This is a genomic window from Microbulbifer maximicatervae (SeqCode), assembly GCF_052467955.1.
In genome coordinates, this window is the sequence record NZ_CP174329.1 from 1,482,923 (window position 1) to 1,507,676 (window position 24,754).

At 49.5% G+C, this 24,754-nt stretch carries 17 protein-coding genes; 12 read left to right on the plus strand and 5 right to left on the minus strand.

The genetic code is table 11. The features are described from left to right. Positions 1–110: 110 nt before the first annotated feature. Positions 111–902 (plus strand): UDP-2,3-diacylglucosamine diphosphatase, encoded by a 792-nt coding sequence (locus ACJJI5_RS06240; protein ID WP_444896292.1) that lies wholly within the window; start codon positions 111–113, stop codon positions 900–902. Next, positions 899–2,572 carry a bifunctional ornithine lipid synthase OlsF gene (olsF, locus tag ACJJI5_RS06245; protein WP_444907436.1) on the plus strand — a complete coding sequence of 558 codons (1,674 nt, stop codon included), beginning with the start codon at positions 899–901 and terminating at the stop codon, positions 2,570–2,572. Before ACJJI5_RS06240 ends, olsF begins: the two co-directional genes overlap by 4 nt. A gap of 85 nt (positions 2,573–2,657) precedes the next feature. Here olsF and ACJJI5_RS06250 read toward each other — a convergent pair whose 3' ends face one another. Next, positions 2,658–3,932 (minus strand): aspartate aminotransferase type Ic, encoded by a 1,275-nt coding sequence (locus tag ACJJI5_RS06250; protein WP_445355816.1) that lies wholly within the window; start codon positions 3,930–3,932, stop codon positions 2,658–2,660. 191 nt (positions 3,933–4,123) lie between these two features. Then, entirely contained in the window at positions 4,124–4,990 is an 867-nt protein-coding gene (locus ACJJI5_RS06255) for a DUF6279 family lipoprotein (RefSeq protein ID WP_445355817.1), read from the minus strand. 262 nt (positions 4,991–5,252) lie between these two features. Here ACJJI5_RS06255 and nagB-II point away from each other — a divergent pair, with 262 nt between their 5' ends. Both nagB-II and nagA read left to right on the plus strand, forming a co-directional pair. Continuing rightward, positions 5,253–6,251 (plus strand): glucosamine-6-phosphate deaminase NagB-II, encoded by a 999-nt coding sequence (nagB-II, locus tag ACJJI5_RS06260; protein WP_444915685.1) that lies wholly within the window; start codon positions 5,253–5,255, stop codon positions 6,249–6,251. A gap of 32 nt (positions 6,252–6,283) precedes the next feature. Next, a complete protein-coding gene (gene nagA, locus ACJJI5_RS06265; protein ID WP_445355818.1) occupies positions 6,284–7,414 on the plus strand; it encodes an N-acetylglucosamine-6-phosphate deacetylase in 1,131 nt (376 codons plus the stop codon). Positions 7,415–7,443: 29 nt separating this feature from the next. Here the strand turns inward: nagA and ACJJI5_RS06270 are convergent, their stop codons facing one another. Then, positions 7,444–8,490: a LacI family DNA-binding transcriptional regulator gene (locus ACJJI5_RS06270; protein WP_445355819.1), complete on the minus strand. Its 1,047-nt coding sequence runs from the start codon at positions 8,488–8,490 to the stop codon at positions 7,444–7,446. 828 nt (positions 8,491–9,318) lie between these two features. Here ACJJI5_RS06270 and edd point away from each other — a divergent pair. The 8 genes from edd (at position 9,319) to ACJJI5_RS06310 (ending at position 22,960) form a co-directional block, all read left to right on the plus strand. After that, a complete protein-coding gene (edd, locus tag ACJJI5_RS06275) occupies positions 9,319–11,139 on the plus strand; it encodes a phosphogluconate dehydratase (RefSeq protein WP_445355820.1) in 1,821 nt (606 codons plus the stop codon). A gap of 53 nt (positions 11,140–11,192) precedes the next feature. Continuing rightward, the gene (zwf, locus tag ACJJI5_RS06280; protein ID WP_444896301.1) at positions 11,193–12,653 is read left to right on the plus strand and encodes a glucose-6-phosphate dehydrogenase; all 1,461 of its coding nucleotides are present in this window, start codon (positions 11,193–11,195) and stop codon (positions 12,651–12,653) included. A gap of 69 nt (positions 12,654–12,722) precedes the next feature. Next, the gene (gene pgl, locus ACJJI5_RS06285; protein WP_445355821.1) at positions 12,723–13,433 is read left to right on the plus strand and encodes a 6-phosphogluconolactonase; all 711 of its coding nucleotides are present in this window, start codon (positions 12,723–12,725) and stop codon (positions 13,431–13,433) included. 21 nt (positions 13,434–13,454) lie between these two features. Then, entirely contained in the window at positions 13,455–14,081 is a 627-nt protein-coding gene (locus tag ACJJI5_RS06290; protein ID WP_444940911.1) for a bifunctional 4-hydroxy-2-oxoglutarate aldolase/2-dehydro-3-deoxy-phosphogluconate aldolase, read from the plus strand. Between the two features lie 75 nt (positions 14,082–14,156). Continuing rightward, a complete protein-coding gene (gene gap, locus ACJJI5_RS06295; RefSeq protein ID WP_444958500.1) occupies positions 14,157–15,191 on the plus strand; it encodes a type I glyceraldehyde-3-phosphate dehydrogenase in 1,035 nt (344 codons plus the stop codon). Between the two features lie 118 nt (positions 15,192–15,309). Next, the gene (pyk, locus tag ACJJI5_RS06300; RefSeq protein ID WP_444907446.1) at positions 15,310–16,746 is read left to right on the plus strand and encodes a pyruvate kinase; all 1,437 of its coding nucleotides are present in this window, start codon (positions 15,310–15,312) and stop codon (positions 16,744–16,746) included. Positions 16,747–17,614: 868 nt separating this feature from the next. Then, positions 17,615–22,531 carry an RHS repeat-associated core domain-containing protein gene (locus ACJJI5_RS06305; RefSeq protein ID WP_445355822.1) on the plus strand — a complete coding sequence of 1,639 codons (4,917 nt, stop codon included), beginning with the start codon at positions 17,615–17,617 and terminating at the stop codon, positions 22,529–22,531. Positions 22,532–22,606: 75 nt separating this feature from the next. Next, positions 22,607–22,960, plus strand: coding sequence for a hypothetical protein (locus tag ACJJI5_RS06310; RefSeq protein ID WP_445355823.1), 354 nt, complete (start codon positions 22,607–22,609; stop codon positions 22,958–22,960). Positions 22,961–23,221: 261 nt separating this feature from the next. On the opposite strand, the gene ACJJI5_RS06315 is transcribed toward ACJJI5_RS06310, so the two are convergent. Next, on the minus strand, positions 23,222–23,809 hold the full coding sequence (locus ACJJI5_RS06315; protein ID WP_445355824.1) for a hypothetical protein: 588 nt from the start codon (positions 23,807–23,809) through the stop codon (positions 23,222–23,224). A 125-nt stretch (positions 23,810–23,934) separates the two neighbouring features. After that, entirely contained in the window at positions 23,935–24,399 is a 465-nt protein-coding gene (locus ACJJI5_RS06320; RefSeq protein ID WP_445355825.1) for a hypothetical protein, read from the minus strand. Between the last annotated feature and the right edge of the window lie 355 nt (positions 24,400–24,754).

Sequence of the window (24,754 nt, forward strand, 5' to 3'; positions counted from 1 at the left end):
TACGGATTTATCGATTTTTCTCAAGTTAGCTCAAGCGACGACCTATATTTTTGCCGCGTATCTGCCCTGATTTTTATGGGCTGATAACTGGTACAGACTGGAACTTTGCTATGAGCAATCGCTATCGCGCACTGTGGATTTCCGATGTCCATTTGGGCAGCAGAGACAGTGAGCCCCATCGACTTGCAGATTTTCTGGCTCAGAATCGCGCCGATACGGTCTATCTGGTTGGGGATATTTTTGATATGCAGGCACTCGCTCAAGGACGAGGTACATGGTGTCAGGCCTCTTCGCTGCTACTGGAAATGCTTTCCGAATTAAGTAGCCTGACGCCTGAAGTCATTTATATTCCTGGAAATCACGACGCGCCAATGCGCAGCTGGGCCGGAAAGCGGCTCGGCAATATCCGAATTGAAAAAGACTATATCCACACTGCTTCTAATGGACGCCGCTTTTGGGTGACCCACGGCGATCAGTTTGAACACCGAATTAAAATAAATCCAATCAGTTACCATATCGGCGATCGCAGTTATTACCTGATGTTGCGCTTTAATCGCTGGATCAATTATTGGCGCAATCGATTTAATAAGCCTTGGTGGTCGCTGGCCAGCCAGATAAAAAATCGTGTGGGTGCCGCTCGACAAATGATGAGTGATTTTGAGGATGTCGCCACCCGTGAAGCGATATCGCGGGGATTTGATGGTGTTATTTGTGGCCATATCCATAGGCCTGCCCTTAGAAATAAAACAGTGTGTGGGGATGCTGTGACCTATGCGAATTGTGGTGATTGGGTCGACTCTATGAGTGCGGTTGTAGAACAACAAGATGGCAATTTAGATCTTTTACATTGGTATCGGACTCCAAAAATTGCCAGCATAATGACAGAGGTGGTTGCGGCATGATTCATCTTGAGACTCTTTTGCAGAAAAACGCCTGGTACAGCGCGGCACCACAAAAAACCACGCGAAAATTGGTTTCTGCCACAGTAAAGAAAATCTGTTGTGAGGAGCAGCTACAGGAATTTACCAGCAGTTACCCCCACCTTGGCGGCCTGGATTTTATTCGCCAGGTATTCGATGACTTGAATTTTCGCTACGAATTAAATCCATCAGAGTTGGCTCGGGTTCCCACTAGTGGGCCGCTGGTGATTGTGTCTAATCACCCCTTAGGAAGCCTGGATGGTCTCGCTCTGATCGATATGGTGGCGCGGGTACGGAAAGATGTTCGAGCTGTCGCAAGCCAATTATTATGGAACATAAAATCCCTGCGCCCCTGTTTATTGCCCGTAGATAACTTTAATGGGCGTACCCGTCGAGCCGATATTGAAGGTATCTATAGCCATTTAGGTGACGGGGGAGCGATTATCATTTTCCCGGCGGGCGAAGTATCCAGGCTCACCCCCCATGGGGTTCGGGATGGACGCTGGAATTCAGGCTTTGCTCGTTTTGCGGAAAAAACCAATGCGCCGATATTGCCGGTGCAGGTTTTAGGGAGGAATTCCTGGTGGTTCTATGGCCTCTCAATGTTGAACAAGCCTCTCTCGACTTTATGGTTGATTAGGGAGATGTTTAAACAGGCCAGCCGCAGTATCGATATTCGTATAGGACGCCCCCTGGAAGCGGAACACTTTCGTAGCTGGCCGCTAACACCCCGCGCCAAGGCTGCCCTGTGGCGTAAACATGTCTACCAATTACATCGTTCGCCCGCCCCTCTGGGGCCGGAATTAATTGTTGAAGCTGAGCCAAAAGTCGATGTAGCGCGAGTGGTTGAGTCCTGTGTATCACTCTCTGAACTGGGTAATTTTTCTGTGCGTTTATATCGGCAGAAAGCAGATTGCCCCGTCATGCGGGAATTGGCCAGAGTGAGGGAGATTGCCTTTCGCTCAGTGGGGGAGGGGACCGGCCAGAGTCGGGATTGGGATGCGTTTGATGCTCATTACGACCATCTATTGTTGTGGGATGCAGAAAATCGACAGATTGCAGGAGCTTACCGCATAGCAGCGACCGAGGCGCTCTCGGATGATCAGATATACAGCAGTACGCTATTTAATTACCCGCAGCCTCCTCGGCAGTGCCTGCCAGATTCTGCTGAGCTAGGGCGTAGCTTCCTACTGCCAGAATATTGGAGAGGGCGCGGGTTGGACCTGCTCTGGTGTGCTATTGGACAGTGGGTATTGCGCAATAAGGTACGCTACCTATTTGGCCCAGTGTCTATGCCCGGTACATTTTCCGTGAGAGCGAAGTCCGTTATTGTGCGCTATTTTTCCCATTATTTTGCTCCTGAAAACTCCTTGGGGGATGCTCGACTGCCATTTCCGGAAGCACAATCTGAACTGCCTGAATTACTTGGGGATTCGGTGTCAGATATGCGTCAATTGAAGCATATTTTGCGTGAGGAGGGCGTTATGCTACCTCCCCTATTTAAAAAGTATGCCTCTGTTACTAAAACGGGAGGGACCAGTTTCCACGCCTTTAATATTGACCCGGATTTTTGCGATGCTGTGGATGGGCTGGTCGTTGTTGATTTATCAAAAGTGGACGAGAAGTTTGCTAAACGTTATTTATCCAGCTGACTTAGAAGCGACTCTTTATGAAAAAGGCAGCGTAAAGCTGCCTTTTTTGATGATTCAGGAAATCTCACCTGGAATTTTTGGATGGTTAAATTTTGCCAAGCTTTTTACGTAGACTCACCAGTTTGACACAGAGGACGAAAACAGACATTGCGGTATCCAGTTCTTCCAGCGGTGGGAAACTGGGTGCAATACGAATATTGCTGTCCTCAGGGTCCTTACCATAAGGGAAGGTAGCGCCGGCAGGTGTTAATTTTACTCCTGCATCCGCAGCCATTTTAACCACTGCTTTTGCGCAACCGGGAAGGGTATTAAAGGAAACAAAATAACCCCCTTCAGGTTTTTCCCAAGTACCCATATCTGCATCGGTGAGGGCATTATGTAAATGCTCCAGAACACACTCGAACTTCGGGCGAAGAATATCTGCATGTTTATGCATGTGTTCTGTCAGACTGGTGTGTTCGGTAAAAAATCTCGAGTGACGCAATTGGTTGACTTTGTCAGGACCAATGGTCATTGCCTGCATTTGGCCTTTGAGGGAATCGAGATTTGCCTGGCTGGCGCTCACAAACGCAACGCCTGCGCCAGCGTGGGTGACTTTTGAAGTTGAGGCAAACTGTATTACGGAGTCTGCAGTATCATTTTCCAGGGTTGCTGTGCGAATATTTGGCAGATTTACATAGTTGCCAATGTCGTGCACCGAATAGGCATTGTCCCAAAATATCCGGAAGCTAGCGCCGGCAAATTGTCCCAACTGTGCCAATCTTTCTACAGTTTCCTTGCTGTAAGTGGCTCCTGTTGGATTTGAAAACTTGGGCACACACCAGATACCAACAATCTCTGCGTCTTCACGCACGAGCTTTTCCACAAGCTCCATGTCGGGCCCCTGCTCTCCCATGGGCACGTTAATCATCTCGATACCCAGCTGCTCACAGATCGTAAAATGGCGGTCATAGCCGGGAACAGGGCAGAGAAATTTGGGAGCTCTTAATTCGCGCCAGGGGGTAGTGCCCGCAAAGCCGAACAGGTAACCGGTGACTAGGGCGTAATACATCAGTGTGAGAGAGCTGTTGCCTCCGGCAATCACTTCGCTGACAGGCACTTGAAGCATTTCGGCTCCCAGCTCCCTTGCGCAGGTCAGACCGATGAGGCCACCGTAGTTGCGAGTGTCGGTACCGTCTGCCGCTCGATAGTCACCGGAGAGAATTCCATCAAGTTTATCGGAAAGTTTTAATTGCTCCGCCGAGGGCTTTCCACGTGTGATATCCAGGCTTAACTCGTGTTGACAGATCTTGTTGTAGTGAGCGCTTAATTCTTTTTCCCACTCGATCAATTGTTCCTGTGTGGCGGATTCGATATGCACTTGAATTCCCCTGGCTGGTAATGTGAGTTGGCGAGCTTATCAGCCTTAGGTTGCTTTCGTCAGCAGGAAATCACACATGATTATTAGTTTCTCCTGAATCTATTGCGTGGAATTTATCCTGGATACGCTAGCTTTTTGAGCTCTCATGTCGTTCATTAGCTTGGCGGTGGTGTTGGGATCTGGGCGTCTGATTATTGGCTGGATAGAGAGCGGAAGTCCTGGGCATAGTCGCGCAGAGTTTTGCTTAGGTGACGACGTTGTGTGGGGCTGGTACTGGACAGAATTTGTTCTCCCAGTTCGCGAGCTTGGGTTTTGCGCTGCTCTTGCGCCTTGCGATATTCGTCGGACCAAAGTTGGTCTGGGTTTTCCAACAGACCGCGCAACTGTTGTTGGTATCCATCAGGCTTCTGTCGGAGAAGCTCAATGGCATGTTGCTGCCAAATCATATGTTGTTCGTTACGTAATACAGGGTTGTACTCTACCTGCTTTACCCAGGCTGCGATCAGCTGCTTTTGTTGCTCGGTTAAACTTCCCAGCCATCGCCTGCTCTCCCGGCGAATTTGCCGATCGCGGTGTCGTTGTATTTTCCACGGCGAGCGCTGCCATTTTTCCAGTGTTTTCTGCTGCTTTTTGGCCAAGTTGTGTTGCAGGCGATCAATCTGTTGTGGCGTTAACTGCGCCACAATAGGAAGCATTAAGTTGAAGGCGTTGTTACTGGCGCTTTCGATGAAGTGGTACACCTCTTTTTCAACCGGAGCCAGCTGAGGATTCTCAAGTTGACCTTGATCTACTTTATCTGCCAGTTGGCTCAGGAAATCGGCATATTTTGGTAGCTGTGTTTGGCGGTGCCAGTGAAAGAAGCTGTTTAGAGCCCCTTGAAACTCCAGCTCTTGCTGGGAATTTAAGTCGACATAGTCACGAAGCTTCCAGCGTATCCAATAATCAATGTTGTTATAGGCGAATTGTATGCTGGAGCAGCTGCTCAGTAAGCTCGCAACTACAAGGAGAATGATTAAACGCCATTTTTGTGTGGTGTAACTGCCCGGGGTTTGGGGCATTGATCCTTCCTGTAGATATGATCGACAGCAACTGATAGGGGTGCCTTAAGCATAGATTAAAAAGGTATACCCAATTCCAGTTTTGTTGTGACAGTAATGGGGTCTCGGGTTGGCGAGCTAGTGGGCGTTTGAAAACAAAGCAGGACGATTAATGGCGTCAATTAACCGAGGTGAAGTACTGCTGGGCATAGACTGATTGATGGAGCTCGGTATTAATGTGAGAACTGGGTTCATATTTTGAGTGAGTCAGGTAGGAAGTATTATGGTTACCACGGTCATGGAGGCTGAGGCTCGTGAGGCGCCGGATAGGATTGCTGAACAGCTGCATTCCAATGCCAATATAATGTCCCATCTGGGAGAGCGGCTGCGCCAGAAGCCTCCTCGTTTTGTGATGATTGTGGGGAGGGGGTCTTCTGATCATGCGGGCGTCTTTGCCAAGTATCTGATAGAGATTGAAACTGGTACCCCTACTTTTGCTGCCGCACCGTCGGTCTCCAGTGTTTATGGTCGCAAATTAAAGCTCGATGAGGCCCTGGTTATCGTCATTTCCCAGTCTGGGAGAAGCCCAGATATTCTGACCCAGGCCCGCATGGCGAGAGAGCAGGGGGCTTATACAGTCGCTTTGCTTAACGATGAAGATGCGCCGATTAAAGATGTGGTTGACTTGGTAATTCCCCTAAAGGCGGGCCCGGAAAAAGCGGTTGCAGCTACAAAAAGCTATCTAGCGACCCTATCTGCGATACTGCAGATGGTCGCCAATTGGACGCAGGACCCCGCTCTTTGTAGTGCTCTGGAAAAGTTGCCGGAAACTTTGAGATCTGCGGTGCGGGCAGAAATTCAATTGCGCCCGGAAAACCTGGCTTCGGTACAAAATCTGGTAGTTTTGGGGCGGGGTCCCGGTTATGGGATTACCCGGGAACTGGCGCTGAAGTTAAAAGAAGTCTGCAATATTCATGCGGAGTCCTATTCCAGTGCGGAATTCTTGCACGGCCCCGTTACGCTGGTGGAAGGGAAATTGACAGTGGTGAATGTTCCAATCGAGGATGAGTCATTCCCCACACACAGCCAACAGATCGATGAAATTCGACGGCGTGGGGCGGCGCTGATTAATTTGCATGTGCCGAGTAAGGGGGTTCACCCGAGGGTGGCTCCACTGGCGCTGTTGCAGCGTTTTTATATCGATGTGGCCCACGTGGCGGTAAGTCGGGGGATTAATCCCGATGAGCCGGCGGGTTTAAAGAAAGTTACTCAGACAGTCTGAATAAAACAGAAAATAGTATTTGGGAGGGGGAAGTGGGAGTTATCCTGATTGCTGAAAAGCTATTTGATGGCGAGCGCATACTTGCAGATGTTGCTATCACCATTGGAGATAGCGGACTGATTTCCGCAGTGGGTGGGGGTGTGAGTTCCGATGCTGAGCGCTTACCGGGTTTGTTGGTGCCGGGCTTTATTGATATCCAGGTCAATGGTGGTGGTGGTGTACTGTTTAATCAGGAGCCCTCAGTTAATGCGCTTCAGAAAATAAGCGAAGCCCATAGTCAGTTTGGTACCAGTGTTTTCCTGCCCACCTTGATTACGGATAGCTTTCCAGTGATGCAGCGGGCAGCCGATGCGGTAAGTGGGGCCTTGTCCAGTGGTGTTCCGGGTGTGATTGGAGTACATTTTGAGGGGCCGCATTTAAGTGAGGCCAAAAAGGGTACCCATGAAGGAGGGTTTATCCGCTCTTTGAGTCATGAGGAGCTCTCCCTCTACGCCCGGGAAGACCTGGGAATCCGCTTGGTCACTCTGGCGCCAGAATGTGTATCGGTATCCGATATCCGAAAGTTGGTTTCCCTGGGGGTTCATGTTTGTCTCGGCCATTCGAATGCGAGTGCTGAAATTGTTGAAGCTGCGTTGGATGCTGGAGCGACAGGATTTACCCACTTATACAATGCAATGTCCCCGTTTCATTCGCGTGAGCCGGGTATGGTGGGGGCAGCCCTGATCCGGGATGACGCCTGGTGTGGATTAATTGCCGATGGCCACCATGTCAGTAGCGGCGCTATGGCGTTAGCTTTGAAAGCAAAACCTCGCGGTAAGTTGTTACTGGTAACCGATGCAATGTCGCTAGTGGGCAGTGATGCCACCAGTTTTCCCCTATTTGATCGAGTGGTTACACGAGAAGGGGATAAACTGACCTCCAGTACCGGAGAATTAGCGGGTTCTCACTTAGATATGATCGGTGCGGTTAAAAATATCCGCGACTGGTGTGGGATTGAATTGCCGGAAGCGCTGCGCATGGCAAGTTTGTATCCGGCGCAGTTCCTTGGTCTGGGAGCAGGTGTAATCACTGAAGGGGCCCGAGCGGATATGGTTTTATTAGGTGAGGATCTGCAAGTGAATAGGACCTGGAGCCTGGGGCGTGAAATTTATCGACGAAATTAACTTTCCAGATCTCTCTTAAGCTGAAGGGGTTATGTGGGCGCGGGGCCTGTGGATTGTCGAATAATTAACTCGGGGGTGAAGCTACGGTATGTTTCACTCTCTTGCCCAGAACCATTGAGTTCTTTTGAACTTTTACACTGAATTTTCTCAAGCAGTAATTCTGCTGCCGAGCGGGCGATTTCCTGGTTGGGTTGGTGTGCGGTTGTAAGTTTGGGCCAGGTTTGTCGAGAAAATGGGCTGTCTTCAAATCCTGCGATAGAGACTTGCCCGGGAACATCAATCTTTAACATACGGGCGGCAAATAGAGCGCCCGCTGCGATTTCGTCATTAGCGGCAAATATTGCTGAGGGAGGTTTGTCGCTGTCGAGGATCTTTCTCGCATTAATCTCGCCCGATTCAAATGAATATTTTCCTTCAACAATCAAATGTCGGTCTACTGCTATTCCTGCATCTTTGAGTGCCTGGCTGTATCCATTTTGGCGCCCCAATGTAGAAAGGTGCTCCTCGCCTCCGCTTAGATAAGCGATACGTTTGTGCCCGAGTGAAAGTAGGTGCTGGGTAATATTGTAGGCGGCTTGGCGGTCGTCAATCTGTATAGATTTTCCCTTTGCTTCCTCTGTACTGGTGGAGGAAATAATTCGCACAAATTCCACATTCATGGATTGGAGCGTATCGATAAAAGAAGGTGACTCTGAAAAAGGGGGGGTCAGGACCAATCCGGCTACTTTGCCGTGCTCGACCAGTTTATTTAGGTCGCTGTGGATAACTGGAGATTTCGAATTGCAAGGATGGATAAGTAGCTCATACCCTTTTGCTCTGCAGGCCTCCAATATGCCGTTTTGCATATCGATAACGTAGTGGGCATTAGGGTTGTCATAAATAAATGCGATGGAATAGGAGTGTGTCCCCGCCAGATTCCGCGCTGCCAGACTGGGTGTGTAGTTCAGGCTTTTGACTGCGTCGAGTACTTTTTGCCGAGTGGCTGCGCGTACAGAGGGCTCATTATTGATCACCCTGGACACTGTTTTGATAGATACGCCGGCGCGCTCGGCAACATCGTTAATTGTGACTTTCATGCATCAACTAGTTCTATCTGAGCCTTGGCCTTGCTGGCATCGACAAGTAAGTATTGCTGGAAGGTGGGATTTTAACAGTTATGAGTCTGCAATTAGCTTATGGGGTGCGCCTCCTTTCTTAATTTGTGGGTAATTTGTAGTTTTTTATCCCAATTCTTTGAGATTCCCAGACCTTATCATTTGTCTGTAAAAATCCTACACCTAAGTAAGGCCAATCTTTCTCTTTGTGACTGAATGAAGGCATTAAGTTTCCCAGTATTAAAGAAAATGATGGCTTTTACGCCAAATACTTCCTATATGCCTGTCTCCTCTGGTCAACATCTTCAATCACTATTTGAAGCCTCTTGAAAATTTTTGTAGTTTTACTACATAATGCGCATCAATAAGATTGAGTGGCTACAGATTGGGTGAATTACTCAAGCCGGGCGTCCAAAGTCTCTACCACCTCAGCGGGGAGGAGGTTCCGGCATTGTTGGATCACTAACATTCAGCTCTAAGAGCGGGAAGAGGTTCGGAAGTGAGATTTCTACCCGATAACAGAATTTCCCATGAGTCTCCATAAGCAGTCTTGCCGTGGGCTGAAAGGTTGTCCGCTGGAATGATTGGGTTTCCAGCGATCTGATAAAAGCAACTTTGTTCCTCCTGCTTCAGATTTACGATTGGGCAATAGGACATTGATGGCACTACAACCAAAGGGTTGCAGTGGGAGCCAATCCGCCGAAAGGCGCTCCACGGAAAGATAATCACAGGTGGCTGATGCCACTGAAATGTGACCCTGGTGGTTTTTGTAACTAGAGACCACCTCAACAGAGTTATTACGGAATAGTCATGGTTCACAGCAAGCTTCAGACCGTTACCGAACGCATCATTAAGCGCAGCGAAGAAACTCGTGCAGAGTATCTTGCGCAGGTTGAGAAAGCGCATATTGAAGGGCGGGCAGCGGCACATGTGTCTTGCGGAAACTTGGCCCACGCAATAGCCGCATCTCCGGAAGGTGATAAGCAGTTGATCGCCTCTGGGCGGGGGCCGAACCTGGGTATCGTCAACGCCTATAACGATATGTTGTCCGCTCACCAGCCCTATGGTGCCTACCCTGCTCAATTGAAAGAGGCAGCTGCGCGCAATGGCGCAACGGCCCAGGTTGCCGGTGGCGTACCGGCAATGTGCGATGGGGTGACTCAAGGGCGTGCAGGGATGGAACTCAGCCTGTTTTCGCGAGATGTGATTGCCATGTCCACAGCAATCGCGCTTTCGCATGATGTTTTCGAAGGAGCCATATTCCTGGGTATCTGCGACAAAATTGTCCCCGGCCTGGTTATTGGTGCTCTTTCTTTTGGCCACTTGCCTTCAATTTTTGTACCTGCGGGTCCAATGCCCACAGGCCTGTCCAATGCGGAAAAAGTTCGGGTTCGCCAGCTCTATGCTGAAGGTAAAGTAGGGCGCTCTGAACTATTGGAAGCCGAGAGTGCTTCCTACCACAGTGCCGGCACCTGCACCTTTTACGGCACTGCCAACAGTAACCAGATGTTGGTAGAAATTATGGGACTGCAACTGCCTGGCAGTTCCTTCGTAAACCCCGGTACCGAATTGCGCTCGGCATTAAATGAAGCTGCCGTGGCGCAATTGGTAAAAATTACTGAACCGAGCCGGCACACTTCGGTAGCTAAAATTCTCACCGAAAAAGCATTCGTCAACGGAGTGGTGGGACTGCTCGCTACCGGCGGATCCACAAACCACACATTGCACCTTATTGCGATGGCGCGTGCAGCAGGTATTCAGTTGACTTGGCAGGATATGGCCGACCTCTCTGAAGTGGTGCCGCTGCTTTGTCATGTCTACCCGAACGGTACTGCGGATATCAACCACTTTGCCGCAGCCGGCGGTATGCAGTTCCTGATTCGTGAACTCCGCTCCGCTGGCCTTTTACACGATGATGTGCACACAGTACTCGGTAATTCCGGTCTCGAACCCTACTGTGAAGACCCCTTCCTCAACAGTGATGCTGGCGGTGGTGTGGTTTGGAAACCCACTCCAGAAGAGAGCGGTGATACGACGGTCATTCGTCCAGCCACTGACCCTTTCTCCCAGCATGGTGGTTTGCAGTTGCTCGAAGGAAACCTTGGGCGCAGTGTAATCAAAGTCTCTGCGGTTAAATCTGAGCACCTCAAAGTGAAGGCGCCGGCCATTGTTCTGGATAACCAGGACGACCTGCTCAAGCGATTCAAAGCCGGTGAGCTAGAGCGTGACTTTGTCGCTGTAGTGAGATTCCAGGGACCTCGAGCCAACGGTATGCCGGAACTGCACAAGCTAACACCGACGTTGGGGGTGCTGCAGGATCGTGGCTTTAAAGTGGCGTTAGTCACTGATGGGCGTATGTCCGGCGCTTCCGGGAAAGTCCCTGCTGCCATTCATATGTCACCGGAAGCCGTAGAAGGCGGTGCGATTGCCAAGGTGCAAGAGGGCGACATGATTGAGCTCGATTCAGAGGCCGGTATTTTACGCGTGCTGGTAGATGAAGCTGAATTTAATACCCGCCAACCGGCCCAGTGTGATCTGTCTGAAAGTGCCCGTGGTACGGGCCGTGAACTTTTCGCTAATATGCGCGGGCTTGCCAGCGGTGCAGAGACCGGTGCAAGTATTCTTTATTGATTATTATGGAGCCAAACAGGCTCCGAGAAAAGAACGATCTCAGAGCAAAATTTATGATTAACCCTTTTGATATGGTGTTATTTGGTGGAGGCGGAGACCTTGCACTGCGCAAGTTACTACCGGCACTTTACCGAGCATTTAGAGAGGGCAGCTTGGTTGAGGGCTGTCGCATCCTTCCGGTGTGTCGCCGCCAATCAGATGTTGATCAATATATCGAAACAGCCCACCAGGCACTGCAAAAATATCTCCGTGAGGGTGAGTACAGTGCTTCGAGCTGGGACCAATTTAGCCAATTACTTTGTCCGATCGCACTGGACATTGCCGTACCGGATAGCCAGTGGGATCACCTGGCAGAAATTCTCGGTTCCGACTCAGAGCGGGTTCGTATTTTCTATTTGGCAATACCGCCCGCGGTATTCGGCCCCTGTTGTGAAAACCTCTCCGTAAAAGGCCTGATTACTGGAAATTCCAGAGTCGTAGTGGAAAAGCCACTGGGCTATAACGCCCAAACCTCTGATGAAATTAACAGTAAAATTGCCAGTTACTTCCCGGAAGATAGTATCTTCCGTATCGATCACTACCTGGGTAAAGAAACTGTCCAAAACCTTCTTGCACTGCGTTTTAGCAATGTATTGTTTGAGCATCTTTGGGATGCAAAAACCATTGATCATATCCAGATCAGTATTTCAGAAACCGTAGGCCTGGAAGGGCGTGCGGGTTTTTATGATGAAACTGGTGCTATGCGGGATATGGTGCAAAACCATCTGCTGCAACTGCTGTGCCTTATCGCCATGGAATCTCCCAACAGTATGTCGGCGAAGAATATCCGTGCAGAAAAAATTAAGGTGCTTGAGGCTTTGCGCCCGCTTACCGGTAATTTGGTCGATAAAAACGTTGTGCGTGGCCAGTATATAGCTGGGCAAATCAATGGCAGTGATGTTCCTGGTTATCTCGATGAACTCGACGGTGGAACCAGTTCAACCGAAACCTTCGTTGCCATTCGAGCGCATATCGATAGTTGGCGTTGGGCAGGGGTGCCGTTTTACTTGCGTACTGGCAAACGCATGGAAAAGCGTTGTGCTGAAATTGTAGTGCAATACAAAAATGTTTCTCATCATGTATACGATGAGTCAGCCGGAAAGGTTGTTCCCAATCGCTTGGTTATTCGCTTACAGCCGGAAGAAAGTATCAAGCTGGTTTTGATGGCGAAAAAAATGGACAGTCTCACCACTGAGTTGCAACCGGCCGAATTGAATTTAACCCTTTCTGATACTTACGACAGCTTCCGCAGCGACGCTTATAAGCGCCTGATGTTGGATGCTGCAGCAAATAATCCCGCGCTCTTTATCCACCGTGACGAAGTTGCTGCTGCCTGGGCGTGGGTGGATCCAATTATTGAGCATTGGCGCGAAACGGCTAATCAGCCGCAGCCCTATCCTGCAGGTAGCTGGGGGCCGGAAGAGGCAGAAAAACTGCTGTCACGCAGTGATCGTCATTGGTTTAACGCGCAGTAATAATTTGGAAAGCCGGCGCAGCTATTAATTTTACCGCGCCGGTTTCCACTAAGAGAAATGGAATAATCCATGGCTGAAGAAAAATTTTTCCAAGATCGCGAGCGCCTGGTGCAGGCTCTAGCCCACGATTGTGCTTGCGAACTGCAAAAAGGTATTAAAGAAAATAATCACGCAAGTTTCCTGGTATCTGGCGGTAGTACGCCGGAACCAGTATATCGCGAGCTATCCAAACGCCCGCTTCCGTGGTCGCAAATTACAGCGGCCCTCGTTGATGAGCGCTGGGTAGAAAAAACCGAAAGCGGTAGTAACGCAGCTTTTATTGAAAAGTCGCTTTTACAGAATTTTGGCGCCGAAGCCAATTTTCTGGGTATGAAAAATTCACATGCATCAGCCGCTGAAGGTGAAGAGGCCTGTGAGCGCGCATATAGCGAGTTGCAGAAACCGTTTGATGTTTGTCTGCTGGGTATGGGCAGTGACGGCCACACCGCATCACTATTCCCCCATGCACAGGGCTTACAGGATGCACTAAATCCTGAATCACAAAAGTTGTGCAAGGCAATTACTGCTAATCAAAGTGAAGTTACCGGCTCCAATACCGAGCGTATGACTTTGACCCTGAGTGCAATTTTGCAAGCGCGCAATATCAAGTTATTGATCACTGGCGAAGAGAAGCTAAAAGTTTATCGCGAGGCGTTGCTCGGCAGTGATGAGTTAGAAATGCCGGTGCGCAGTATTCTTAGGCAGGGGCTGAAACCAGTCACTGTTTACTGGGCGCCTTAACGAAAGATTTGGAATTATCTGATGCAGAAAAATATCGCCGAGATTTTGCAGGTAGCTGGCGTTGTCCCAGTACTGGTTGTAGATAAAGTTGAAGATGCCCTCCCTCTTGCCGGCGCTTTGATTGAAGGTGGCCTGAAAGTACTTGAGGTAACCCTGCGCACTGAGGCAGCCCTGGAAGTTGTTGAACAAATTGCAAAACACCTGCCGGAAGCCCATGTAGGAACTGGCACGGTGCTCAATGGTGATGATCTGCGTCGCTCTATCGAAGCTGGCGCCAGCTTTATGGTGAGCCCCGGCGCAACCGACCGCTTACTGGATGCTGCTGAAGGCAGTGAAGTACCGCTGCTGCCCGGTGCTGCCAGTGTTTCAGAAGTGATGCGCCTCTACGAGCGTGGTTATCGCTACCAGAAATTTTTCCCAGCCCAGGCGGCAGGGGGAGTGCCAATGCTGAAATCCATTGGCGGTCCGCTACAGGACGTTCGCTTTTGTCCCACCGGTGGTATAGGGCCTCAAAATGCCCCGGACTTTCTGGCTCTGAACAATGTGGTCTGTGTCGGTGGTTCCTGGATGGCGAGTAGTACTCTGGTTCGTGAAAAGAACTGGGCAGAGATTACTCGTCTGGCAAAACAAGCTGCGGAATTGAAATAACACACACTCGGTATGGTGCACTCGCAAGCGGGTGCCACTTGAAAAACCAGAAGCATATAAAGAGGGTAAAGCGAGATGAAAATTAAAATTGCCATTAATGGTTACGGTCGTATCGGTAGAAATGTCACCCGAGCTATCTATGAATCAGGCTACAGCGATCGTGTTCAATTGGTCGCGATTAATGATCTCGCTCCGGTAGCTTCTAATGCTCACCTGACTCGCTTCGATACTATTCACGGTCGCTTTGGTACAGACGTCAAAGTCGATGGTGATGCTCTGGTTATTGGTGGTGATCGAGTTCAGGTTTGCCAGGAGCGCGACCCTTCTAAATTGCCTTGGAAGCAATTGGGTGTGGATTTAGTCCTGGAGTGTACTGGCCGCTTTACCGATCGCGCTTCCGCTTCTGCCCATATTGAAGCCGGTGCCGCTGCAGTGCTGATTTCTGCACCCTCAAAAGATGCGGATCTCACAGTTGTTTACGGTGTAAACGACAGCAATCTCACTGCGGATCACCGTGTGGTATCCAATGCATCCTGCACTACCAACTGTCTGGCACCTGTAGCTCAAGCACTGCATCGTGAATTGGGTATTGAGCGCGGCTTTATGACCACCGTGCATGCCTATACCAACGACCAGAATACCCAAGATGCGGTGCACGCAGATATTTATCGTGCCCGTGCGGCGGCGGATAATATGATCCCTACCAAAACAGGTGCGGCTGCAGCGGTAGGTTTGGTATTGCCTGAGTTAAAAGGTCGCCTCGATGGTATGGCCGTCCGTGTACCGGTAAGCAATGTGTCTCTGGTGGACTGCCAGTTTATTGCCGGCCGTGACACCACCGCCGAAGAAGTTAACCGCATCATGCAGGAAGCTGCTCAGGCCAGTGGCGGTGTACTGACTTACTGCGATCAGCCCTTGGTATCTGTGGACTTCAATCACACCAGTGCCTCCAGTCACTTTGATGCGAATCACACCCGTGTGAATGGTAACTTGGTGAAGGTCATGGCCTGGTACGATAACGAGTGGGGCTTCTCCCACCGCATGTTGGATACCAGTCTGGCAATGGCTGAGTCACTTCAGTTGAAGCAGCCTGTTGCTGAATCCGCCTGATCCCCCCTCATTTACCATATTTTGGTAATTCAATTACTGAGGGCCATTAAATGGACATAGAATTCCTATTTGATAGCCCTCTGAACCTCCTTCTCAAATTATTAGATGACGGGATCTTATGATTCGCCATACAAAAATCGTAGCAACCTTAGGCCCGGGTACGGACAAGCCTCGCGTAATCGATGAAATGATTCGCGCTGGGGTGAACGTTGTACGTCTGAACTTTTCTCACGGATCGGCGGAGGATCACCGACGCCGCGTTACAGAAGTGCGCAACGCCGCCGAAGCGCAGGGAAAAATTGTTGCGGTTTTGGGGGACTTACAGGGCCCTAAAATCCGCATTGCTCGTTTTGCCAAGGGCAGTGTACAGCTTGAAAACAATGACGAATTTACCCTCGACCTGGATTGCCCGGTTGAAGGGGGAGATGAGCACCGCGTTGGAGTGGATTATCCAAGCCTGATCAGCGACTGCCAGTCCGGCAATATCCTGCTGTTGGATGACGGCAAGATTCGCCTTGAAGTAACCGGCACTACGCCAAGCAAGCTCTATTGCCGGGTTTTACAGGGCGGTAAGCTGTCGAATAACAAGGGCATCAACTTGTTGGGCGGCGGCCTGTCTGCACCGGCTCTGACAGAAAAAGACTACCGGGATATCAAGCTGGCAGCAGATCTCGAAGTGGATTTCCTCGCGGTCAGTTTTCCGCGCTGTGCGGAAGACCTCGATACTGCTCGCAAAGCCATGGCAGAGGCTGGAAGCCAAGCGGCGATCGTCGCCAAAGTTGAAAGGGCCGAAGCTGTTGCCGATGATGAGCAAATGGACAGCCTAATCCTGGCTTCCGATGCGATTATGGTAGCTCGAGGTGACCTAGGGGTAGAGATCGGTGATCCCGCTCTGGTCGGGGTGCAGAAAAAACTGATCAACCGCGCAAATGCTCTCAATCGCGCCGTAATCACTGCAACACAAATGATGGAGTCGATGATTACCAGCCCGACTCCCACCCGTGCCGAGGTGATGGATGTTGCCAATGCGGTGCTGGACGGTACTGATGCAGTTATGTTGTCGGCGGAAACAGCAGCGGGTGATTACCCGGTTGCCGCCGTGGAATCTATGAGTGAAGTGATTATCGGCGCTGAACAGTATTTGGGCAGTGTTCCCTATACTGCAGAGGACCACGGTTCTTCAGCTCTAATCGATACTGTAATTGCCCAGGCGGCGATTGATGTTGCAACGCGCGTGGAGAATCTCTGTGCTGTAGCCGCACTGACCGAGTCTGGCCGCACACCGAGAATGATGTCCCGTGCAAATACTCGCTTGCCGATCTATGCACTAACCCGGCATCCTAAAATCGCTCGCCAGCTGATGCTGTTACGGGGAGTAGAGACAGTGAGCTTTGATCCGGCTTCAGTTCCCCTGGGACATTTAACCGAAGCGGTTATCGAGGTATTAAGCTCTAGAATCGATTTGCAGAAAGGGCAGCGGGTACTGATTACCCAGGGGGAACGCCTCAATATGGGTGGGCATACCAACTCCATGCGGATCAAAGAGATCGAATAGGCTTTCTGAAAAAAGGCTCAGGCACCTGATCATGAGGTTACTGGGCCTACTTCAACCCATACCGCGCTTTATTGCAGTTCAAGGCAATCCCGTCCGCTGATTTCCCCGTTCACCCTGCTTGTAACTGGGATATCCTTGTGATGAGTGTCACAAATTTAAAGATCCAATTTCGCAGCCTGCCAAAAGCTATCCAATTAGTTACTTTTATCAATAACGGAATATTGATACTCGCTGTAGAGAAATTATCCAATTACGGTAAACAAATGAATAATAATTGTTCATAGGGTTTGTATTACGGGATATTTTTTTAATACACGGGTACTATTTTTATTGGTTTATTGAAAATTAATCGACGATAACTTTGGCTCGGTTTTGTGTTATCGAAGTTTTAATTTCTGCTCCCGAAAGCTTCTCTACTCAGCTTAACACTTGCTATCTACCGTATTTACCTAATTTGCGGTAACCTCGCGAAGTAGATCTCAGCCCTACGTTTTATTCGGCGCCACCTAGATTCTTAACTTCTTAAGAGTGAAAAGGAAGATAAGAATCTAATCGTTAGTATTCTTCTAGCATGGTAGCCCTTAAGCTCCCTTTTTTGGATAGAGAATGTTCTTCTCAGCGGCTTCGTTGTGTAATGGCGTGGTATTGGCTGATCTTGCGATTTCGATTTTAATCGACGCCGACAAAGCTCGGAGGAATCACCAGTTGAAGTCTGGTTGACTTCAGTTTAAAGGTATTTTGCTCGAAAAATAGTCGGAATCGAAAGCTTACCGGAGTTCTTTGGGGGTTCCCTAATGTTCGCGGGTGAGAATTAACTGAATTAGGTCCCCACTAGGTCCAGATAGGCGTAAGTGTTTAAAGGATTATCATGCAGCTACGTGTTGAAAATAAGCAAGGCATCCAGTACGAAGTGAGAGTAGGGTGGACGTACCCGCTGGGGATTCCGATGCAGGTCGATGCCGGCCACTTGCTTTCGATGTTCGACGATGCGGTTATTGAGAAAATTTACCAGCACTTCTTCAGCCTGGGAGGTAGCTCCTGCAATTTACTCAGTACCAGTATTCAAGCGGGTACCTCGGGCACAATCTTCCTGGGTCCCCTATCTGAGCCGCCCGGCCATTTGTCCTCTTCTGAACGAGAGATTTATCGCGCTTTAATCCAGAATCGTCTGATTATTGAAGAAGCGCCAACGGCAGCTATCGTAATTGCTGACAAACAGGCTGAGTTGATTGCCAAGATTCGTATCGGCCTGCAGCAAATTATTGCCCAGGAGAGGGCAGAGGCGGCCCAAATCCAGCAGCAGCATGAGAAGCGCTCAACGCTGGAAAAAGTGGGTGCCTATATTGAAAGTGGCGCGACCGGTTTTGGCAATGCCGCCTGGGGCTTGGCGGTATGGACAAAAGATGTGCTTGAAGTGGCGCAAATGCTGAATCCCATGCGCCAATCCCAGCGGCTGGGTGTTGCCACAGCAAATTACTTCTGGAATGACAAGAGCTTCGCAGAGTCTGGCCAGGAATATGTCACTGACTTACAAAAGGAAGTGGTGGATGTACTCGGTTTTGACCCTTCAAAGATCACTAAACAGCAACTGGATTTGGCATTCGACGTTGCTCAAATTATTTACGATGATCCGGCCCTACGCGAGATTATTTTTCGCTTTGCCCAGGATTATGTAAAAGCACAACACAGCCTGGAAATTACCGAAATAGCCGGCGGTGGCGCCTTTGAAATTATCCTCACTATCGTCCTAGCGGCGATTACTGGAGGCGTCGGCGCCGCTGTAGCTATGGCCAAAAATGCGCGCTTGCTGAAGTCCTTTAAAAATGTCGGCGAGCTGATGTTGGACTTGGCCAAACTGAAGAAGCAGCAACAGCTGGTTTCCAAGAAAAAGGGTGGCAACGCTAAGGGAGGGGAAGGCGCTAACTTCTCCGATTTGAGTTCCTCTGAAGCGGCAGCCCCACCAGCCAGCTCCAGTGGGCCCTCTTCAAGTAGCTCCAGCTCCGGCAGTTCTGGTGGCTCAGGGGCCAGCAGCACTGCCTCAAATTCCAATCAAAGCAATAGTGGCTCCAATAATAATTCAAGTGAGTCGCAAGGTAGCCAAGCGAATAATAGCAACGAGCCGGACAATACCAATAGCGACACCGGGGAAAACCAGAACGGTGATACCTCCCAGTGCAATGCCAATGCCTGTGAAGGTGGTGAACCGATCAACTTAAAAACAGGTGAAGAGCGTCTGACTTTGGTGGATACGGTGCTGGATGGCCCGCTGCCACTAACTCTGGCGCGAACTTACCGCAGCAGTAACGCCAGGGATTTCGGTTTGGGCCACGGCTGGACCCACACGTTGAATGAGCGCCTGGTATGGCGTCCAGGCAAAGCGGTACAGTTTCATGATGCCGAGGGCCGGGTAATCAGCTTACCTGCACCGGGTAATAGCGGCCGCAGCCACAATGTGGTGGAAAATTTATCGTTAACTCGCGTTAACGATGAGCATTGGGTTGTAACTCCCTACGGAGCCCAAAATGGTGTGCAAAAACACTTCAAGGCGACAGGTACTAAAGGGGCTCTAAAACTCTCTGAAATCCGCGATGGCTACGGTAACTATTACCTCTTCCACTATATCGATGAGCGCCTGATTTGTATCGAAAGCAGCCTTGGTGAAGCTCTGCATATCAGCCCGCCCGAAGGGCAGCCCAATAGCCTGCGTATTGGCGAGCTGAAGAAAGAAACTCGCGATGGTCGCATTAAAATACTGGCTCAGTACGAATACAGTGATGAAGGTGATCTGATAAAAGCCACCGATGCGGATGGCTACAGTGAGCAATATGAATATCACCAGCATGTTATTTCCAAGCGCATCCTAAAAACCGGTTACCACTTTTACTTTGAGTGGGATAAAGAAGGCCCATCTGCTCGTTGCGTACGCCAATGGGGTGATGCTATCGACGGGCAGGCTACCTACAACTACAAATTTGCCTGGGATGAGGATGGCCACGGCGTTACCGTAACGGATACTCGTGGGGGACAGGAACGTTACCGCTTTAATGATCGCGCCCTACCGATTTATCACCGCGACCCTGAAGGTGCAGAGACCCTCTACAGCTACAACGATCTGGGCCAAGTTACCAAAGTACAATTGCCCAGCGATGATGGCAGTCGGCGAGAAGAACTCTATAAGTATGATGACCAGGGTCGCTTGATACAAAAGACCGATGCCGCTGGCAACAGCCACCGCATCGAGTACAACGGTGAAGGTCTGCCTGCCAAAGTGACTGATCCCGCCGGTAACTCCTGGCAACGTGAATACAACCAGAAAGGCCAGATCGTCACCACCAAAGACCCTCTTGGCAGTAGCACCCGATATAGCTATAACCCGGTCGGATTGATAGGCAGTGTTACCGATCCTCTGGGCAATGCCACCCGCTATCTGTGGAATCCTGAGGGCAAGTTGGCAGCGGTCAAAGACCCCATGGGTCGAACTCAGCACTACCGTTATGACGGTGCCCGCCGCCTGGAGGAAGTACAGCATGCTCCTGGCCAGATAACCCGCTATGAATACGATGCCCAGGACCGTATCCACGCAGTTATTACCCCAGATGGGTCTAGGACTCAGTACAGCTATAACCCCCAAGGGCTGCTTGCGGAAGTTATGGACTCCGAAGGCCGCAGCACCTGCTACGCCTACGACGGCCTCAGCCAGGTTAAGTTGCGCACTAACCCGGACGGCAGCCGCCTGGAGTACCACTACGACGGCGAGCGCAACTTTGTGGGCCTCACCAACGAAAATGGTGAGCGGTACCAGCTCAAGTACGACCTGAACGAACGCCTGATTGAAGAAGTGGGCTTCGATGGACGCGTGACTCGCTACGCCTATAACCGCGCTGGGCACCTGATTAGTTCCAGGGCTGTCACTGATGCTGATACCGGCAAGGGTGTCGACACCATTTTCCAGCGTGACCCTTTTGGCCGCCTGTTGGAAGAAGTCACCCCGGATGGTGTAACCAACTTCCGCTATAACCGCAGCGGTCAGTTAATCGAAGCGGAAAATACCCATCGTAAACTGCGCTGGGAATATGATGCCAACGGCCGCGTGACTGCGGATTGGCAGGGCAAAGATAAACTCATTCATAAGTACGATGCTGCAGGCAACCGCATCGCTACTACCTTGCCTGATGGCGAAGTGCTCAACTTCGCCTTCAACCCCGCCGGCCAATTCAAGAGCCTGCACCGTCGCCCGGTAGGCAGTAACACCGATCAGCTGATTACTAGCATTAATCACGATGAGCAGGGCAGGGAGAGTCAGCGCCAGCACGGCAATGGGCTGGAGAGCCAGCGAGATTATGATCCTCAAGGGCGCCTGCAAAAGCTGAGCCTGGGCAAGGCCGGTGGTCCAGTGTCAGATCCGACCCAGGAATCTAACTCAATTCTGGAGCGCAGCTACCAGTACAACAAAGCTGGTCAGATCGCCAAGATTGAGGACAGTTTACGTGGTACCCGCAGCTATCACTACGATGCTCTGGATCGCCTCACCCAGGTTGATGGCCCCAACCCAGAATATTTTGTGCACGACCCCGCACACAATATTCTGGCCGCCGCTAGATCAGAAGATGAAGCCAAACAGCAGGCCAGTGCCACTCAAGTCAAGGGCAATCGATTAGCTTTCCGTGGCGATACTCACTATCGCTACGATATCCATGGCAACCGTATCGCCGAGCTGCGTGGTAAAGGGCAGAAACTGCAGACCCGCTATCAGTACAACAGTCGCCAGCAGTTGGTGCGGGTTGAAAAGCTCAAAGTGGAAGAGGGGAGCGAACAGCTTCAACAAGAGATTCACTACCAATATGACCCACTGGGTCGCCGTATTGATAAATCTACTAATAGCGAACAAACTTGCTTCCTCTGGGATGAGGATGTCCTGCTTCGTGAAAACAAATCCGATATCCACACCCAACAAGATCTTAATACTCGGACTTACTATTTTGAACCGGGGACTTTCAAACCGGTTGCACTGAAAGAAGATGAGCAGGTCTATCACTACCATCTGGATCACCTGGGAACGCCTGATACTCTTACCAACCAGGAAGGTGAGGTGGTTTGGAGTGTTGCCTATAAGAGCTATGGCAATATTGCATTAGCTCATGAGAATCAGGTAGAACAGCCGATTCGTTTCCAGGGACAGTATTTCGATGAAGAGACCGGGCTGCACTACAACCGGTTTAGGTATTATGATCCGGAGGTTGGGGAGTTTACGCAGCAGGATCCGATCGGGTTATCCGGTGGGATTAATAATTATCGGTATGCGTCAAATCCGGTTAGATGGATAGATCCTCTTGGACTAAGTTGCAAGGAGGGATTTGCTTATATCTATCACTATCAAGGAGAAGATAGTCCTCATTTTGCAATTATTACTGAGCATGATGGATATAAAATAGGCACAGAGCAGGCTGGTGAACAGGGAAGTAAGACTCTAGATGTTGAATTTCACCCCTCGGAATCAGAATTAACACTTGTTGCTGTATACAAAGTTAAGCTACCCGATGCAGAAGCAGCACAAAATTACCAACAAAATTTGCTAATAAATGGTCAAACTGCGTTTGATAGAGCAAACTATGATATCAATAAATTAGATACCCCGGATTACTGCGTAGAAACAAAAAGCTGCTTAACCCATGTGTTTGATGTGCTAAATGCAGGAGGGAAGTCTGCGCCTAAAACTTCTCCAGTTGGCTTGTCAACTCGTAGGTATATGCGTGGAATAGAGAAAGAATCTAAAGCTTTCGAATAGATAAGGCTACAATTTATGGGTTTTTGGTTTTGTAATAAACATGGAAAGAGTGTATTCGTTCGCTGTTGTTCTCATTTGAAAGCAGGGTTTGAGAGCAACAAAAAAGAAAGGTTCTATTTAATAATGGAAGAGCTTTCTCAGTCGAATATGATATATATATCAACTCTTCTATGTGGTACCTGTTTGAAAAAACTGGGTTTAAACTCCTCGACTTTGTTTTATGACCCTCAAATAAGAAATTATGAAAGCAACATGGATTCTGCAGAGCCTGAAGAAGATTTAAAGTACAAGGATATTTTTGCAGAGATTGATGGGGAGCTGGTTTCAGTTTGTAGGTCCTGCATATTGGATGTGGAGCCAGAGTTTCTCGAGCTTTTGGATAGCATGAAAAGTAAATTGGTGGAGCTCCCTAAAGAGCTATCGAGATAGATGTAAAAGTAAAAAAGTTGCTGTTTAAACAGGCCCGTTATGGGCGCCCAATACACCGAGCTGATTAGGACATCCATAGAATGGAGAGTCGGAAGCTAGACAAGAATTTTTACGCCACCACTTGGTAGCCGGTATATTTGTCTCAAAATAGATGGCAATTTGGCGTTAAAAGATCATTTGGGGAGTCCATAGGGAATCAGGCGGGATGTAGAGTCGGGAGCGATGGAATCTAGGGGCAGCTGATAAGCGGATTTCTGTAATTTAGCAGGGGGTGGGGCTAAGAAAGCGCTGGCAATCGCGCAGCCCGTGTACCCAGTGTTTATTTTGCTGCGCACAGACCTGGCGTACCGCTTCCGCTGAGCCCACCAAGCGTTTAAAGCGGCTTTCAAAATTGCGGTTTAGATAAAGCCAGTGTTTTGGCGAAATACCCAGCCGATTTAAAATAGGTGGGATGTTTTCGGGAATAGCGCCGCGCTTTTTAGGGTGCAGCTGCCGGCCACTCCAGTCTACCAGCTCTAAATAGTTATCCAGCTGAAAAGGCAAGCCTTTAGGCATATCCCGGCGCTCCCCGCCGACCAGCGGCAGTAGGCTTTTGGGCTGCTGGCCTGAGATGGCTGTGTGGATACGTTGCTGGATCGAAGTGTAATCGGATTCTTCTGGGGTTTTAGCGATACCAGCACGGATAGGGTTGAGGTCCACGTAAGCCAGGCAGGCGGCAAGGGCTCTTTCATCCAGCAAGGCCTGAGATTTGAAACGCCCTTCCCAGAAACGACCGGTGCAGTTGTCCTCGGCATTGGCCTGGCGGGCGATGGGCTCGTTCAGGCAGCGCATAAACCAGCTGATATTCATTAGGCGCTCCCGCCATTGGGACAAGAATTCTTTTAGCCTGTTTACTTCAGCGTGACCGAGGGCATCGCCTTGAAGATAGCGCTGGACCAAGCTAGAGGCTTTGAAGAGTTTTTGTCAGCGAGTAATTATCTCTGCGACCACTTATTAGCAGATTCTGTGTCGATGTATAGCACTATATAGTAGTGATTACTCATTACCGCATAGGCAGCAATAACTAGCGCAAACACCTCGGCCAACTTATGCATACGGCTTTGAATTAATTCGCGGCGATGCTCGTAATCATTTCCGAATTCGGTATCTCTGCCACAAATAAATGCACGCCGCACACTGATGGCAACACTTAAAGATAGAAAAATATCAGGAAGGATAAACTCGTAAACTGGATTTGACCTGACGGGGTACCTTTTTAAAAGCTGATAACTGTTAGATCGAGCCTGAACCACTACATTTAATACACATCCTTTAAGCCGATTTAAAGTTTCCGCTGCCTTCAAATAGTGAAGCAGTTTAGTTTTTTCCTGCCAAACAGTTTTGACGCCAGGCTCACCAGCGCTGCTTCGTCCAAGAAAGTCTCCAATGCCTGTCAGCATACGATTTATATCTATCACATTTAGAGGTTAATTTGGCGGGAAAGTTTTATCTTTTTTTATCCATACCATACGCCACTCTTTTTCAGTGTAGACATTCGTCCATAGCTCATCAATTCATTCTTATCAGCTTAAAAGAGTAATCCAGCTGAAAGAGTAGGTCGTCAATATATTTGAGCCTTAATCGCTTGTGAGAGATTTCTCGATAATATATTTGTAAAAAAATAACTCTGTATTTCATATGTTGGTAATCTAGGTTTTTGTGGCTTATTGACCTCTCTTCCTAGAGCAATGATGAGAGATGGCATGCCTCCCACTTCTTATTTTAATCAAATAAATTTGAAAAAAGAGTTTGCTA

Coding starts and splice junctions, on each gene's coding strand:
- zwf (WP_444896301.1), top strand. CDS start 11,193: ATGATTAACCCTTTTGATATGGTGTTATTTGGTGGAGGCGGAGACCTT.
- ACJJI5_RS06240 (WP_444896292.1), top strand. CDS start 111: ATGAGCAATCGCTATCGCGCACTGTGGATTTCCGATGTCCATTTGGGC.
- ACJJI5_RS06255 (WP_445355817.1), bottom strand. CDS start 4,990: ATGCCCCAAACCCCGGGCAGTTACACCACACAAAAATGGCGTTTAATC.
- ACJJI5_RS06290 (WP_444940911.1), top strand. CDS start 13,455: ATGCAGAAAAATATCGCCGAGATTTTGCAGGTAGCTGGCGTTGTCCCA.
- pyk (WP_444907446.1), top strand. CDS start 15,310: ATGATTCGCCATACAAAAATCGTAGCAACCTTAGGCCCGGGTACGGAC.
- ACJJI5_RS06270 (WP_445355819.1), bottom strand. CDS start 8,490: ATGAAAGTCACAATTAACGATGTTGCCGAGCGCGCCGGCGTATCTATC.
- ACJJI5_RS06305 (WP_445355822.1), top strand. CDS start 17,615: ATGCAGCTACGTGTTGAAAATAAGCAAGGCATCCAGTACGAAGTGAGA.
- pgl (WP_445355821.1), top strand. CDS start 12,723: ATGGCTGAAGAAAAATTTTTCCAAGATCGCGAGCGCCTGGTGCAGGCT.
- nagB-II (WP_444915685.1), top strand. CDS start 5,253: ATGGTTACCACGGTCATGGAGGCTGAGGCTCGTGAGGCGCCGGATAGG.
- edd (WP_445355820.1), top strand. CDS start 9,319: ATGGTTCACAGCAAGCTTCAGACCGTTACCGAACGCATCATTAAGCGC.
- ACJJI5_RS06320 (WP_445355825.1), bottom strand. CDS start 24,399: ATGCTGACAGGCATTGGAGACTTTCTTGGACGAAGCAGCGCTGGTGAG.
- olsF (WP_444907436.1), top strand. CDS start 899: ATGATTCATCTTGAGACTCTTTTGCAGAAAAACGCCTGGTACAGCGCG.
- gap (WP_444958500.1), top strand. CDS start 14,157: ATGAAAATTAAAATTGCCATTAATGGTTACGGTCGTATCGGTAGAAAT.
- ACJJI5_RS06315 (WP_445355824.1), bottom strand. CDS start 23,809: ATGAATATCAGCTGGTTTATGCGCTGCCTGAACGAGCCCATCGCCCGC.